The 15,522-nt window shown below is 49.6% G+C and carries 14 protein-coding genes; 9 read left to right on the plus strand and 5 right to left on the minus strand.

Annotated elements, in window-relative coordinates; all coding sequences use genetic code 11:
• Positions 1-76: 76 nt before the first annotated feature.
• The 8 genes from I2G69_RS06675 (at position 77) to I2G69_RS06710 (ending at position 9,081) form a co-directional block, all read left to right on the plus strand.
• Positions 77-3,220 carry an SIR2 family protein gene (locus I2G69_RS06675; RefSeq protein WP_087287470.1) on the plus strand — a complete coding sequence of 1,048 codons (3,144 nt, stop codon included), beginning with the start codon at positions 77-79 and terminating at the stop codon, positions 3,218-3,220.
• 53 nt (positions 3,221-3,273) lie between these two features.
• On the plus strand, positions 3,274-3,981 hold the full coding sequence (locus I2G69_RS06680) for a hypothetical protein (RefSeq protein WP_087287473.1): 708 nt from the start codon (positions 3,274-3,276) through the stop codon (positions 3,979-3,981).
• 200 nt (positions 3,982-4,181) lie between these two features.
• Complete coding sequence (locus tag I2G69_RS06685; protein WP_087287476.1) at positions 4,182-4,361, plus strand: DNA-binding protein; 180 nt, start codon at positions 4,182-4,184, stop codon at positions 4,359-4,361.
• Positions 4,358-4,903, plus strand: a complete 546-nt coding sequence (locus I2G69_RS06690; RefSeq protein WP_087287478.1) for a helix-turn-helix domain-containing protein — start codon at positions 4,358-4,360, stop codon at positions 4,901-4,903. Before I2G69_RS06685 ends, I2G69_RS06690 begins: the two co-directional genes overlap by 4 nt.
• A gap of 187 nt (positions 4,904-5,090) precedes the next feature.
• Complete coding sequence (locus tag I2G69_RS06695; RefSeq protein ID WP_087287481.1) at positions 5,091-5,510, plus strand: hypothetical protein; 420 nt, start codon at positions 5,091-5,093, stop codon at positions 5,508-5,510.
• Positions 5,498-7,444 (plus strand): MobP3 family relaxase, encoded by a 1,947-nt coding sequence (mobP3, locus tag I2G69_RS06700; protein ID WP_195560473.1) that lies wholly within the window; start codon positions 5,498-5,500, stop codon positions 7,442-7,444. The genes I2G69_RS06695 and mobP3 overlap by 13 nt, the downstream gene beginning before the upstream one ends.
• Positions 7,445-7,513: 69 nt before the next feature.
• The gene (locus I2G69_RS06705) at positions 7,514-7,732 is read left to right on the plus strand and encodes a helix-turn-helix domain-containing protein (RefSeq protein WP_087287484.1); all 219 of its coding nucleotides are present in this window, start codon (positions 7,514-7,516) and stop codon (positions 7,730-7,732) included.
• A gap of 119 nt (positions 7,733-7,851) precedes the next feature.
• The gene (locus I2G69_RS06710; protein WP_087287487.1) at positions 7,852-9,081 is read left to right on the plus strand and encodes a tyrosine-type recombinase/integrase; all 1,230 of its coding nucleotides are present in this window, start codon (positions 7,852-7,854) and stop codon (positions 9,079-9,081) included.
• Between the two features lie 40 nt (positions 9,082-9,121).
• Here I2G69_RS06710 and I2G69_RS06715 read toward each other — a convergent pair whose 3' ends face one another.
• Together I2G69_RS06715 and I2G69_RS06720 are read right to left on the minus strand one after the other, a co-directional pair.
• On the minus strand, positions 9,122-10,825 hold the full coding sequence (locus tag I2G69_RS06715) for a retron Ec67 family RNA-directed DNA polymerase/endonuclease (protein WP_087287490.1): 1,704 nt from the start codon (positions 10,823-10,825) through the stop codon (positions 9,122-9,124).
• A 561-nt stretch (positions 10,826-11,386) separates the two neighbouring features.
• On the minus strand, positions 11,387-11,641 hold the full coding sequence (locus I2G69_RS06720) for a hypothetical protein (protein WP_243254890.1): 255 nt from the start codon (positions 11,639-11,641) through the stop codon (positions 11,387-11,389).
• A gap of 154 nt (positions 11,642-11,795) precedes the next feature.
• Between I2G69_RS06720 and I2G69_RS06725 the strand changes: the two genes are divergently transcribed.
• Positions 11,796-12,101, plus strand: coding sequence for a helix-turn-helix domain-containing protein (locus tag I2G69_RS06725; protein ID WP_195560474.1), 306 nt, complete (start codon positions 11,796-11,798; stop codon positions 12,099-12,101).
• A gap of 49 nt (positions 12,102-12,150) precedes the next feature.
• On the opposite strand, the gene I2G69_RS06730 is transcribed toward I2G69_RS06725, so the two are convergent.
• Genes I2G69_RS06730 through I2G69_RS06740 form a run of 3 tightly spaced genes read right to left on the minus strand, consistent with a single transcriptional unit; the run spans position 12,151 to position 15,490 of the window.
• The gene (locus tag I2G69_RS06730; RefSeq protein ID WP_195560475.1) at positions 12,151-12,543 is read right to left on the minus strand and encodes a recombinase family protein; all 393 of its coding nucleotides are present in this window, start codon (positions 12,541-12,543) and stop codon (positions 12,151-12,153) included.
• Positions 12,543-14,156, minus strand: coding sequence for a recombinase family protein (locus I2G69_RS06735; protein ID WP_195560476.1), 1,614 nt, complete (start codon positions 14,154-14,156; stop codon positions 12,543-12,545). Before I2G69_RS06735 ends, I2G69_RS06730 begins: the two co-directional genes overlap by 1 nt.
• Entirely contained in the window at positions 14,144-15,490 is a 1,347-nt protein-coding gene (locus tag I2G69_RS06740) for a recombinase family protein (RefSeq protein ID WP_195560477.1), read from the minus strand. The genes I2G69_RS06735 and I2G69_RS06740 overlap by 13 nt, the downstream gene beginning before the upstream one ends.
• Positions 15,491-15,522: the final 32 nt, after the last annotated feature.

The following is a 15,522-nucleotide window of genomic DNA, read 5'->3' on the forward strand; positions in this document are numbered from 1 at the left end:
TTTTCCTCTGAAGCGTTTTCTGTTGCTGTTAATGGAATATAGAATGGTTTTCACAGAAAAGAAATGAGGGGCATATATGGAAATACTTCAATTGGATGAATTTTTGAGGTCAATAAAACAAAATATAGATACTCCTCATTCTTTACTACTTGGTGCGGGTGCATCTATTGAGTCAGGAATTCCATCAGCAACAGATTGCATTTGGGATTGGAAACGAGAAATCTATTTATCGAAGAACCCTGGATCAATAGGAAACTTTGATAACTCGAAATCCGAAGCTGTACGCAGGGTGATTCAGCGGTGGATTGATGCACAAAATATTTATCCGGCTGAGAATAGCGCGGAGGAGTACTCGTATTTTGCCGAAAAAGCATATCCTATCGCAGATGATCGGCGGAAATACTTTCAGCATTTGGTGGCAAACCATGACCCCAGCTTGGGCTATCATCTAATCTCCTTACTTGCGTTAGAAAATATAATAAAAAGCGTATGGACAACAAACTTTGATGGCTTGACTCTAAAGTGTGCCCACCAATATAGCCCGCTTGTTCCGGTTGAAATCACAGCGGCTACCTCTGAAAGAATATACCGTGGTGATGTTGACAAAGAACTTCTGTGCATCGCTTTGCATGGCGACTATAAATATGGGGCATTGAAAAACACAAAGCAAGAACTTGACACTCAAGATGGTGAATTAGTAAAGGCATTACTGCACGAGTTAACTAACCGCGACTTAATTGTTGTAGGATATAGCGGACGAGATCAATCTCTTATGGACGCGTTGACGCAAGTCTATTCCACGAGGGGAGCAGGTAAACTCTTTTGGTGTGGTTATGGATCTAATATTCCCTCAGAAGTAAAAACATTAATCAGAACGGCAAATCAATATGGCAGAGCAGCCTTCTACATTCCAACAGAAGGCTTTGATAGCACATTCTACGCCATAGCGCGCCACTGTATGAGCGAAAACAAAGAGTTTTTGGAAAAGGTGGACAACATCAAAAAGAAGCTGTCCATTACGCTTGAGCCACAACACAGTGGATTTATACAGCTTAACGGAGCAGTAAATAAAGTGGTGAGCACCAACGCCTTCCCAATCGCATTCCCAAATCAGTGTTATCAGTTTGAGGTTTTGCTCGCTTCCGACGAAAAACCATGGGATTTTTGCAAAGCTTTGGGTAAAGAAAATGTTATGGCGGTACCCTACAAGAACTTGGTGTATGCATGGGGATCGAAATCTGTTATTGAGGAGGTATGCAAAGGCAAGCTAAAAACCAATATTGAATTATGCCCGTTAAGCAGAGCGTCAATCGCTGGAAATAGTACATTTCGTGAGTTGTTGTTGAAAACACTTGTCCGTATTCTTGCAGTAAGTCATGGACTGGGTCACTCAAAGGATAAAATTTGGGATACAAAAGAGGTATTGAAATATCGCATCGGAGCCAGAACGGTCACGGCTTATTCAGGGGTTAAGCTTGCATTACTTTTTGATTATAAATACAGCTATCTTACACTTGTTCCGAGTTATATGTATGCTGACGATGTAACACTGAGCAGCGAAGAACGGAAGCAATTTGCCGACTGGTTTAATGCACGAGTAAATAATGGCCGTCCAAACCTAAATGCAAATGAGTACGTTGTAAAATGGAGTAAAAAAATAATAGGTAACACAAAGTTTTCTGCCAATTATCCTGGAAGAAATACAGTAAGATTTTCTTTTGCGGTTGTAAATTACAGTGCGCTGATTGGTGTGAGCAGTGGCAAGCGTAACTCGATACAACTGCCTGCCGCTGTTCCAAAACGGATTGTTTTTTCTGGAACAGAGTACAAAGATCCTACTCTTCTTTTTTGTAGTGCCTCTACACATGGGATAGCGGAGGATTTCCACCCAATGCGTGGGTTGATTTCTAATGCGCCTGTAGATTATGCTATGGATGGTGGTATCCTACATTCTGCGATTTCAGTAGGAGTAATTTGCCCCGATAAACATGAGCGGAGGTTTGCACAGTTCATTTCTGAATTAAATTATCGATCACAAGCAAAACATAATACTGATTATCTAATTACCTTCCCAGGCTTCTATCAGGCCTTCAAAACGGGACTCGATTTGCCGGAGCCAAACAGTGGTAAATGGAAGCAAATTAACGCTTCAAATGAGCAGGATATTCATAAAGCCGCTGTTGAGTTTGGCAATGCAATAATCAGGAAAATTGACCAGCTCAGTGCAGATTCTGTTGACGTCATACTGATTTATATTCCGAGGGACTATGAGATATTTACCTCATATACCGATGGAACCGTAAAATATGATCTACATGATTATATCAAGGCGTATGCTGCACAAAAGCAGGTGGCAACGCAATTTGTTCGGGAGAAAACGATTGAGAGTGACTTGCATTGTCAAATTATGTGGGCTCTTTCTTTGGCGTTGTATGTCAAGTCCGGTCGGATACCATGGGTGATAAATGGAATTCAAGCGGATACAGCATTTGCTGGAATTGGATACAGTGTTATGAATGCACCCACGGGAAGTAATGTGGTGGTTGGTTGCAGTCATATATACTCTTCTGATGGACGAGGAATGAAGTATAAGCTTTCCAAAATTCACGATTATTCGTTTGATAGGAAGAAAAATCCGTACTTATCCGAAGAAGAAGCGTATAGGATTGGTCTCAACATCAAAGAGCTGTTCTACAAATCTTTCTCCGAGTTACCGAAACGGGTTGTCGTTCATAAACGCACTCCATTTCGGAGAGATGAAGTTAAAGGATTAGTAGAAAGCCTATCATCTGCGGGGGTTAAGAATATTGAACTTCTTGAGATAATATATGAAGACAATTTGAAGTGCTTTGCATTAAATGAATCTTGTACTCGTGTGGATGGATATCCAGTACGAAGGGGTATGTGTTTCCCGATTGATAATAATACGATGTATCTATTCACCCATGGCATCGCACCATCTGTAATATCACCGAACAGAAAATATTTTCAAGGAGGCAAAAGTGTTCCATTGCCGTTAAAAGTAGTTAAGCATTATGGTTCTGGAGATATGGCACAAATCGCAACAGAAATTCTTGGATTGTCCAAAATGAATTGGAACAGCTTTGGGTTGTATTCGAAACTTCCATGTACGATAGAATCCTCGAACGAAATTGCGCGAATTGGATGGTTACTATCTCAATTTGAGGGAACACTTTACGATTATCGCTATTTTATGTGAGATCCCAGCCCCGTATATACTGAGGACAGAAAAACAAATGTGAGGGTGACCAAATGGCAGAAAGAAAAATCCGCGCCGGGTACTACCGGCGGTATGACGGCAAGGTGGTTTATGTTGTCTCTCTGGCCACCGACGCTGACACCGGCGAGGAGAGTGTCATCTGGACCACCTACCCCTTTGCGGCTGTTCCCAGATACTACACCTCCAGCAAAAAGTCCTTCTGCGCCTTCGTGGAAGTGAATGGTGACCGGAGGGCCAAGTATAAGCTACTGCTCAATATGAAGATCTCAGGGGAAGCCATAGAGCGGCTGGAGGAAGAGGGATTTCGGGGACCGGTACGTAAACGAAAAAATTGGCAACTGGATGAATCTTATGACTCCCGAGATTATCAGCAATCTCTTACCTACTACGCATACGCAAAAGATCTCTGTGAGCACTACAACTTCGACCGGAACAAACATCGCCTCTGCGTGAGGGAAAAGAGATTCGTTGCTATCACCAAAAGTGACTTCGCCAAGCTGAAAGAGGACCTGCAGTTTCTGGACAATGCCATGAAAACGGTGCTGGCTGCATACCAGGATTATTTCCGGGAGCGGTTCGTGGATGGCCTGTCCATTCGCAAGTACGCGGAAGCCCATCAGCTGAACCGTGGCAGCGTGGACTATCAGCAAAAGAAATTCTTCTCTGCTCTGGCCTCTCTGCTGAAAGAGCGGGACGAGGCGGAGGGAACATGCCGGCTGCTGAAACCAGCACAAAAGTAAATAATCCAACCTCAAACGGAGCGTCTGCGACAAAGCAGGCGCTCCGTTTTTCTGTCAAATGTATGTCAGTGGGATATATTTTCCCCAATACAAGTAGAGAGACAACTCGAACACCATCCAAAGGTTATGTCAAACCTATGTCACATGCAAATGTTTGCGGCTAAAGAAGTAGAGGGAGTTTTGAAAAGGAGATGGTCAACATGAGAGAATCTGCCTACAAGAACTACAACAAAGCGAAGGTACTGGGTACATCGTCGTCCAGTGGGTATGAACTGATGTACCAACCGGACCTCACGGTGCTGCGCGTGAGCAACTGTATGGTGGTGCCGAAAGAAAAGTGCATTCAGTGTATGGAGGAGCATACGGGAGGTGCTATATGAAGTTCCAACAGTGGCCCAAACGAGATCCCGACAAAAACTATTTCAAGGTTCCCAACGAAGTTTTTCACATCGGTCTCAGTTACCCGGAGATCTCCATCTACTGTTATCTGCTGAGCATCGAGGACAGAGAAACCTACCAGTGCTACCCCAGCTACAAGACCATCGGCAAAGCGCTGGGTATGAGCGAGAATACCGTAAGCAAGTATGTGCGCAGTCTGGAGGAGAAAGGTCTCATCCGCACCGAGCCGACGATGGTGCGGAGCAAAGACGGCAGGCCCCTCAACGGGAATCTGCTCTACACCATCCGTCCGATCCAGGCGGCAGTCGAATTATTCTACGAGCGGCAGTTCCGGCAGCTGGAGGAGGATGCCGCCCGTCAAAGGGCAATGGCACGCCTGGCAGAATTGGCCCGTGAAAGCCCCCAGAACGCCCTGTGTGCGCCTTTCGGAGCGGAAGCGAGTCCCAGTGCCGATCCGGGGTTAGAGGCCCAATTTGGCCCGCTTTCGGAGGAAATCTCAAGGACGAAAGAAAAAGCAGGATAAACGACGGGGTCGCAAGCGCCCCCGTCAGAAGCACCTCTGCCCGCAGTGCGGGCAGTTGCGGGGGCTTTTGCGGGGATTGGAAATGGGGTCAAAATCCGGGCTGTGACATCATCTCTGCGGTCACAATCCCCCAAAGCCTACTGCCACAAGGAAAAAACAGGGGTCAACCCTCGGAAAGGAGAACATTATGAGCAAAAAAGAGAAATTCCCCCTCTACCTCTCACCGGAGAAAAAGACTATCCTGGAGCGCCGATATCAGGAGGACGGGAGCCGGAGCATCACCGCCTTCATTGAGCGGGCGGTGGACTTTTATCTGGACTACCTCAGCGCCAACAACGCCGGACTGTTTCTCCCCACATCCATCAAGTCCTACCTGGACGGAAGGATGGGACAGCTGGAGGAGCGGCTATCCTCCATCGCCTTCCGGCAAGCGGTGGAGCAGGACATGGTGGCCGGTATCCTCGCCGACGCGTATCAGTTCAGCAACGAAGATCTGCGCCGACGGCGGGCGGAGAGCGTTCAAAATGTGCGGAAAACCAATGGCCGCATCTCGCTGGAGCAACGGGTGCGTGATGCTTGGGAGGAGGACGATGAGTGGCAGGATTGATCGTGAAAAGCCCTTATCTCAAGTGCGGAGACGGTAGTTCGGTCAGCGGCTATCTGCGGTACATCGGCACGCGGGAACGGGTAGAGATCCTCCCGGATGACCGTCCGCCCACTCGAAAGCAGGATCAGCTCATCACCAAACTGACAAAGGATTTCCCGGAGGCCAAGGAGCTGGGTGAATATTCCGATTACAAAGACAAGCCCACCAAGGCCAATGCCTCTGTCTTTATTACCCGAGCACTGGAGGAGAACTGGTTTCAAGTGCAGCAGTCAGACGGCTACATGAAGTACGTCGCTACTCGGCCTCGTGCGGAACGGCTTGGTGACCACGGGCTATTTGGTGATGAAGATGCTGTGGACTTGGAGCAGGCCATGCAGGAACTGGATCAGTACAACGGCAATGTGTGGACGCATATCCTCTCACTGAAGCGTGAGGACGCTGTGCGTCTTGGATATGACAATGCCAAAGCATGGCGAAACCTGCTCCGAGCAAATCGCAATGAAGTCGCTGCCGCTATGAATATTCAACCGAACCACTTCCGCTGGTACGCCGCCTTCCACGACGAAGGGAAGCATCCCCATGTTCACATGATGGCGTGGTCGACCGTACCAGGTGAGGCATATCTTACGCGGGATGGTATCCGCAACATCAAATCTGCGCTCACCAATCAGATCTTCAAACAGGAGATGCTCCACACCTACGAACAGAAGTCACAGTCGAGGGATGAGCTGGTGCGGAAGGCCCGCCGTGTAATCCGGCAGCTCACCCAGGAGATGGTGCAAAGCATCTGTACGGCTCCTGAGATTGAGCAGAAGATGGAGCAGCTGGCCGGACAACTGGAAACGGTCAAAGGCAAAAAATCCTACGGCTACCTTCCCAAGTCCGTGAAGAAAACCGTGGATGAGGTAGTGGACAAACTGGAGGAGCTGCCGGTAGTGCGTGAGTGCTACGACCGGTGGTGCAGGCTCCAGTGTGAGGTAGAGAGTTACTACCACGACAAACCCAGAGAACGAAAAAAGCTGTCCCAGGAGAAAGAGTTCCGGCAGATCAAAAACGCTGTCATCCAGGAGGCAGAGCACATCCGTCTGGGTGAGATCTCCTTCGAGGATGATGACTTGGCTGAGCACGGCGAGCCGGAACCGGCGCGTCGTGAGTCCAATGCCTGCCGGGAACTGTGGCGAATCATTCGGAACGAGGACATTTCTCTGGACTACCGTGACCGGGCAGTGGAGAAGCTGGAGCAGGTGGCGGAGCGAGGCGACGCCTATGCGCAATACCGAATGGGACAACTCTACCGGGACGGCCCTTTGCTGATCCCTGACAACCGCAAGGCCAAACACTGGCTCACTCAGGCAGCGAAACAGGGCCTGCCTGAAGCACAGTATGCCCTTGGCAAACTGTTCCTCTCTGACGATTGGGAAGTGCGGGACCCGGACGAGGGCATCCGCTGGCTGAGACAGGCTGCGGAAAATGGAAGCCACTTTGCCGCTTACCGTCTGGGCAAAGAGTATCTGGAGGGAAACGCTGTCAACAAGGACACCACAAGAGCGGCGGATTGGTTCACCAAATCAGCAGAGGCGGGAAACCAGTACGCCCAGTACATGATGGGCAAGCTGCACCTGACGGGACAGGGTCTACCATGGGATCAGGCCCAGGCAATGATGTGGTTCAGCCGTTCCGCTGCCCAAGGAAATCAGTATGCTCAGTTCTTCCTGGAGCAGCGAAACAATCTCCGCCCGCCCTCTGTGATGCTGGCGATCTCTCGGCTGCTCTATCACATGAGCCGGATCTTTGAGGACAACTCCGTGCCGTCCGCCGCCCCAGTAGGTCAGCAGGTGGATCGAAAACTCAGGCGGAAGATCCAGGAGAAGAAGATTGCTATGGGCCACAAACCGGATGACCATGAGGAGCAGTGGCCTGAAATGACCATGTAAGCGGCGCAGAATATGAGCCGCAAAACAAAGAATAAAACCCCTTCCGCGAGAAGGGTAGAAAGGAATCCGATGAAACGATCTAAGTACAGCTCGTTCAACGAACTGCCCCTGATGCTGACCGTGCAGGATGTGGCTGATGTGCTGGGCATCGGGCTGGCCCACGCCTACGAGGTTGCCCACCGGCAGGATTTCCCTACCATCACCCTGGGCAGCCGGATCATCGTCCCCCGTGATAAGTTCATGGCGTGGATCGACGAACAGGCGGCCCAAAAGACGGAAATATTTTAGTGGCTATTTCAAAGATTCTGTGGTATTTGTTTGTGTTGCAATAAGCGCCCGCAGGCGCAATGCATGCGAGCAACCGAGCGAAGCGAGGCGCTTAGCGAGTCGTAAAGGAGGGATGAACAATGGCAAAGAAACGAGCAAACGGCGAGGGCAGCATTCGAAAGAAGCCCAACGGCCGCTGGGAGGGCCGATACACTCAGGGCATCGACCCCAACACCGGCCGCGCCATTCAGAAAAGCGTGTCTGCCAGGACGCAGGCCGAGTGCAAGGAAAAGCTGGCAAAGGCCATCCGGGACAATCGGGGCATCCCGGTGAACCACAACGAGGACTACACAGTAGCGGAGTGGTGCAGGCTGTGGTTTGAAACCTACAGCAAGCCAGTGATCCGCCCCAACACCGCAAAGACCTATGAGAACATGATCGAAAACCACATCGTACCGGCCATCGGAGGAGTAAAACTCAAACGGCTCACCGCCATCCAGATCCAGAAGATGTACAACGACTCCAAGACCAAGGGGCGGGTGCAGCGATTCGAGAAAAAGACCGACACGTCCCTGGCTGGAAGCACAGTGCGGCGCATCCACATGGTACTCTCCTCAGCGCTGAAGCAGGCGGTCAAGGAGCGGATCATTCCCTACAACCCCTGCGACAACTGCCGCATCCCGCCCAAGGAGAAAAAGGAGATGGCCATCATCCCGCCGGAGAAGCTGGGGGTATATCTCAGCGAGGCGGAGAAGTACGGCGTCCTGCCCATGTTCTTCCTGGAATTATCCAGCGGTCTGCGGCGTGGAGAACTGCTGGCACTCCGGTGGGATGACCTGAATGTGAAAGACAGGATACTATCGGTAAGTAAGCAGGTCACCCGCATCGACGGGGAGCTGGTGGTGACAGAGCCGAAAACCAAGAACTCCGTACGCAAGGTAGCGTTGTCCCAGCAGGCCGTGTCCTTGCTGGTGCGGGAACATGAACGGCACCCCGACAATCCCATCCTGTTCCCGTCTCCCCGCACCGGCGGCTACTGGAGTCCAGATGCGGTGTCCAGAATCAACCGCAAGCTACTGGCGAAGGCTGGCATCGAGGAACATGTGCGCTTCCATGATCTGCGCCACACCTTCGCCACCATGGCCCTCTCCAGCGGCGTGGATGTGAAGACGCTGTCCAGCATGCTGGGCCACTACAGCGCCGGATTTACCCTCGACACCTATACGCATATCACCAATGATATGCAAAGAGGTGCAGCGGAGAAAATCGGCGGCTTCATGGAAACGGCCACGGCCGAGCCGGAACCGGAGCCTCCCGAACCTCCGGAGGAGAGCCGGTGCAAGGTGATACCGTTCGAGAGGGTGGGATAAGAATACGCCGGCAGAGCGTAATAACTCTGCCGGCGCACTTTTATTTTTTCGGGGATTCTGCTTCTGCAATTATCGTATCAATTACATCAAGTAGCGGAATGAATCTTGAGAAGTCAATCGTCTGGTAGTTTTCATAAACATATTGGGAAAAGATTTCTTTGCCAAAGTATTTGCTATCATCAAATTTATCTTTGCGACAGAAGGTTTTTCCATCTAAATTGAGGCTTAGCAACTCGTCAGAAAACAAATCTTCAATTTCGCACTCTTCTTTACTACCTACGAGAGGAGGCGTGACCAGAAATAACTTGCTGTCCGGGATCAGACGTATATGCAGGTCGGATTTAAGCGTAGCCTTCTGCTCTGCGGTGGCATGTACGCCCTCACCCAAGAATTTTTTTAATGGCCGTTCACTCTTGGATTCATTGTCATATAGAAGTATGACAGGATTATGCTGTTCAAGACCACTCAACTGACGGAAATAGCTGTGATAAGCAGGAATTTTTTTCCCGTTGCCAGCATGATAATGATACAGGATTTTCATAGCATCGGCACCATCCAAACTGATTCCGAAAAAATACTTCCATCTTTTTGTCCTTTTGAAGAACGAAAAATTATAGATGAAATTGCCTTCCGCATCTTTTTGTATGAGCCGAGGATATTTAGTGTAAAGGCTCTTTAACGCAGCCTTTATATATCGAATATCGGTTTTGCCTTCTGTCACAATGACAGGTACAGTGTGAGCATAAAGGTACTTATAAAAAATAAAAGCCTGATACTGTCTCTCACGACCATTAAGATGAAAAGCGTCATGCTTAATCTCTTGTGGATCAAGAATGTTATTATGATGATCCAGATGGTCAATAAAGGAAAAGCGCCCTTCCAGTTGCTTAATTGTTCCTGGCACGCCATCGATAAGGTATTCACCTGTAGAGTAGAGCTGATGTGCCATTGCTCTTGTTTTACGCACATAGGCGTGATTAACATTTAGCTTCTTGTTTACAATCAGGCCCGTGACTTCCTGGCGTGAATCTCTAAATTGAAGACGGGTTTTCTTTTCATTAATAGAGAAACCAGCTCGTTTTATTGCAGCGATAGCTTCTGCTAAGAATTTCTCCTGATTTTCAACAAAGTGTCTGTCGTTGGTAGAGAAAGTTAAGTCATCAGCATATCTGGTATAGTCCAGTTTATATTTCTTGGCAACTCTTAACAGATAGATATCCATGGTCTGGCAGATCAAATTTGTAATGATTGGGGAACTGGGCGCACCCTGGGGCAAGCGCCCTTGATAGCACGTCAATTGCGCGAGAATAACAGAAACATCGTATGGGAGTTTAAAATTGTTATTCTTCTCAAAATAGCCTTGAACACGGCCAAAATGGAAGCTATCAAAAAAGTTTTCCAAGTCCAAATTAAGAACAAAACGTTTGTTTCGATGAATTTTCGCATTTGTAATAATGCTTTTCTCTTTTTCAAATGCATGAGAGATATTGGGTTTTACACCCTTTTCTTCCCAAATGCTTTTCTGATAGCACCACAACATATTTGCGAGTTTTACTTGTAGAGCCTTCAGATGACCGGACGGGGCACAAATAGTACGGGATTCACCGTTGCGTTTTGGAATCTCAAAAGTAGTATAATAATTATCTGGCTTTTTAATATAAAGAATATGTGTTAGCTTTTTATGGGAAATACCTAAATAATCTGCTAACTCATTTCTTGATTGGATATCGCAAAACTTTTTCATAGGGTACCTCCCAAAAGGGAGAGCGTGTGGCAACTCATTATGCGGACGGATTAGTCAACATGATGAACATGTTAACATCATAACGGGAAAGGGCAATACGCTAAAGCACCACCCAGTTTGGTCAACACTTGCGAAACACAAGTACAAAATCTTGCCACACGCTCGTTACAGGCACTCAGCCTGCTAACACATTATACTTTCTTTCGATTATATTTTCAATCCAAACATCTTCCATCTGCGTAGAGGTTCTCAGTATATCCTCGTTAGGGATAGGTTAGGGATTTGGCGGTTTCGTCGGCTATCTTCGCTCATGCTCCCGCCGCTTTTCTGTCCCTTGAATCACCGCTGAACAGCAGTCATCAAAACTGCAAAAGTAGAACAAAAAACGCAGAAAAACCGCCTAAATAGGCGGCTTTTCTAAGGAAGGTGTCTAAAGGGACAACATTTCATACAGTACGGCGGAAATAAAAAGCGGGAAAACACAACATGAGGTGTTTATTCCCGCTATTTTTCTGCCTGCATATCTATATCTTGTATTTCTTCGCCTTTGAAATGCACACCCTAATCTATGAGGTAGTGCCGCAGTAAATCCTCTCGGCCATCTTCTCTCAGCCGTTCCACAGAATAGCGCAGCCATTCCTCCGGGGTAGGCACATCCCCGGCGCATGGTATCCGTTCCCATTGCGCCCGGCGCTCCGGATCAGGGTCATGCAGACCCTTCCATATCCGCTTTGAGATTTTCTCTTTGACCTTTTCCACGGTCGTATGATCCCGCTCCGCCAGCATGGCGAAGAAATCTTTTTTATTCTCTTGCAATGTAAAGCCTCCTGTCTGTATGAGTAGTATCTCCATGTTCGGCCCATGATATAAACTACTCTATGCCCCACTTGGGAAATATGGTAGCCACTGATTGTGACTATTATACCACCCATTTGGGAATTAGAATAGATACAGATGGGCAGGTGATGGAATGGACGCACAGAAGCGGATCAAGCAGCTCATGGAGGAGCGCGGCTGGACGGATTACAGGCTGGCAAAAGAGGCAAACCTATCTCACTCCACAATAACCAATGTTTTCAAAAGGAATAATGCGCCGACGCTTCCCACGCTGGAAGTGATTTGTCGTGCGTTTGGAATAACCTTAGCACAGTTTTTCGCGGAAGGCGGAGAAGCTGTGGAAATAACGGATGAACAGCGCGAGCTTTTTGCAAAATGGAGTACACTCACCGAGAAGCAAAAAGCCCTGCTGCTTGAATTTATAGGTACTTTACAGTAGAGGGCAAAGAAAAAGACCGCAGGCCGGAACCTGCGGTTTTCTCTTTGCCTTATTTCATTATACAGCCCAGCGCAATTCTGGCCCGCCGGTATTCCGGGAGCGGGTTGCCCTTTATGCTCTCAATGGAAACCCCTTGCTTTTTGAGCTTTCCTTCTAACCGCAGCGTCTGTCCGCAATCCCGGCAAAGGCGGGAAATATCGCTGACTAAAACCGCGTCTATCATGTGGCGGTGGGCCAGCCCGGCCATTTCCCGGATGCCGGGGCGGTTCAGGGAAAGGCCGCTGCCGATCTCGGCGATTTCCGCCACAATATCATAGCCGCGCTCTTTGGCATATATGCGCAGCCGTTCCTTCTGCACCTCTAACAAGGTATCGTTTTGATCCGCGCGGGCGAGGCGGCAATAGATCGCCACCCGCATTGTTTTCCTTGCTTCCTTCTCCATTATGCTGCCCTCCATAATTCTGCCGTGATTTCAACCTGCCGCCCGTCGCGGAAGGTGAACACCAGCCTTTTATCTTCGTAAACCGTCACATAGTCCACCGTGGAATACCAAAGCTCCTCGTCAAAGGATTGCACCAGTTCCTGATGGTTGTTCATGTTTTCCATGAACAGCCGGATTCTTGTCTTTTTGGCATTGCGTTCCTGCCGAAGCTCTGCGATTTCCGCCAGCCGTTTCCGGGCGGCTTCAAACCGCTCGGAGTAAGCATCATACCGGCGGTTGTATTCTTCCTGATCCATGGCGGTCTGCGCATTTTCAGAAATGATTTTCTGAATAAGCCCCAGTACAACCTCGCTTTCATTTTCCAAGGTTTCCTGTTCTGCATCCAAGTCTGCCGTATCGGTCAGCGCCGCGATTACTTCCTCGTATGCCTCCATAATCTCGTCCCGGTTCCCCAGCACGATATTGAAGGCGGCCAGAAATGCGGCTTTGATTTCACCTTCTGCAAGATGGGGCGTGGAGCAATGCTGGCCCCGGTATTTTTCATTACACTGCCATACAAGGCTCCGGTTTTCCGTGTTGGAGTGCCAGACCTTGCTGCCATAAATGCCGCCACACTCGCCGCAGATAATGCGCCCGGAAAATGGATGCAGGCAGCTCGTAAAACGCCCATCCGTCTTGCGGGTTTTCAGCTCGTATTGTACGAGGTCGAAAAGCTCCGGTTCGATAATGGCCGGATGGCTGTTCGTCACATAATACTGCGGCACCTCGCCTTCGTTGACCTTTTGCTTTTTGGTGAGGAAATCCACCGTGAATTTCTTCTGCAAGAGCGCGTCGCCTTTGTACTTTTCGTTGGTAAGGATGCTCTCCACCACCTTGGCCCGCCACACCTTTTTACCGCCCGGCGTGGGAATACCCTCGTCGGTGAGGTAGGTAGCGATGGCCGAGGGGGATTTACCATAGAGGAAAAGGCGGTAAATCAGCCGGATAATCACCGCTTCGGACTCTACAATGACCGGCAGCCCGTCCGGGCCTTTTTCATAGCCGAGGAAGCGCCGGTAAGGAAGACTTACCTTTCCGTCTGCAAAACGCTTGCGCTGGCCCCATGTGACGTTCTCAGAAATGGAGCGGCTTTCTTCCTGCGCCAGCGAGGACATGATGGTAATAAGCAGCTCGCCTTTTCCGTCCAAGGTGCGGATGTTCTCTTTTTCAAAGAAAACTTCAATGCCCTTTTCTTTGAGCTTGCGCACTGTGGTTAAGGTATCCACCGTATTGCGGGCAAACCGGCTGATAGATTTCGTGATAATCAGGTCAATTTTACCCGCCAGCGCATCGGCCACCATGCGGTTGAAGCCGTCGCGCTTTTTGGTGTTGGTGGCAGAAATGCCCTCGTCGGTATAAACCTCTACAAACTGCCACTCGTCCTTAGATTGAATGTACCGGGTATAATAGTCCACCTGCGCCTCATAGCTGGTAAGCTGCTCCTCGTTGTTGGTGGATACACGGGCATAGGCTGCCACCCGCAGCTTGCGGGCCTCGTTGCTCAGTACATTGATGGGAAGCCGGTCTTTCTTTGCAGGGATGACCGTTACCCGCGCCGCTGTTACTGCTGGCATTTGGCAAGCCTCCTTTCTGCGGCCTGCCGGAGCGCCAGTTCACGCGCCCGCTGGCGGTTCTCCGGGTTCCAGCTATGGCGGCGGGAAGGGTTATCCCAAGTCTTTGTTACGGTATGCCCGTCATAGAAAACAAAGACCAGCACGCCATTCTCTGGCACCTGAATTTCTTCCACCTTGGCCGCAAAGGCCGCTGCGTCAAATTCCGGCAGGCCCATGGCCTCGGCGCTCACCCGTTTCAAAATTTCCTCTGGGATCTGCTTGGCATCGCAGTGCGCCTTGCCTTTCTGGTTGAAGGTGCGACAAATCCAGACCTGCTTTTCATACGGAGTCTTTGGAGCCACCGTTTTCCGGGTAAAGCATTTTCCGCATTTTCCACAGCGCACTTTGCTGGAAAACGGAAAGCGGTTCCGCTCATAACTCCCGGAGCGCGGTTTATAGGCGGAGGCCCGGCGAGCGCGTTCCGCTAAAACCTTCTCATAAGTTTCCCGGTCAAGAATCCCTTCATGGCTGCCCTCTACAAAATACTGCGGTTTTTCGCCGTTGTTCTTGCGAACCTCTTTTGTGATGGGGTCTACCACAAAAGTCTTTTGCAGCAGCATATCCCCAACGATTTTCTCGTTGCAAATCAGGTCAACAATGGAGTTCCCTCCCATGTTGGCACCATGCCTGCCTTTGATATTCACGGCGGCAAAGGCATCTTCCAGCTTATACCGCCCGTAACCTTCCAGATAGAGGTCGGCGGCCAGCCGTATGATCTCGGCTTCTTCCGGTACGATTTCCAACCGCCCGTTGACCTGCCTGTAACCATACATGGTGATACTCCAAGGCAGGCCCTGCTCATAGTTGGATTTGATACGCCACTTCTGGTTTTCAGATACTGAGCGGGCCTCCTCCTCTGCATAAGCAGCGAGGAGGGTAAGCAGAAGCTCGCCATCCTCGCCCATGGTGTGGATATTCTGTTCTTCAAAGAAAACGTCCACCCCCATGAGCCGAAGCTCCCGGATGGTGCGAAGCGTTGTCACAGTATTGCGGGCAAAACGGGAAACCGACTTTGTAATTATCATGTCGATTTTTCCGGCCCTGCAATCGGCCAGAAGCCGCTGAAATTCTCCACGGCTGTCTTTCGTGCCGGTCAGCGCCTCGTCGGCATACACACCTGCGTACTGCCAGCCGGGCGTTTTCTGGATCATGCCGCTGTACTGGCTGATCTGCGCGGAGAGGGAATGAAGCGGAGCCTCTCTGCCGCTGGATACCCGCGCATAGGCCGCCACGCGCTTTAGCTTTGGCGCTTTTTTTCGCGCGGGCGGGGTAACTTTTTGAATAATGCGTTCCATAAATACGCCCTCCTTTCAGGACACTGATGTTA

This window comes from Anaeromassilibacillus sp. D41t1_190614_C2, assembly GCF_015558525.1.
Lineage (GTDB): Bacteria > Bacillota > Clostridia > Oscillospirales > Acutalibacteraceae > Anaeromassilibacillus > Anaeromassilibacillus stercoravium.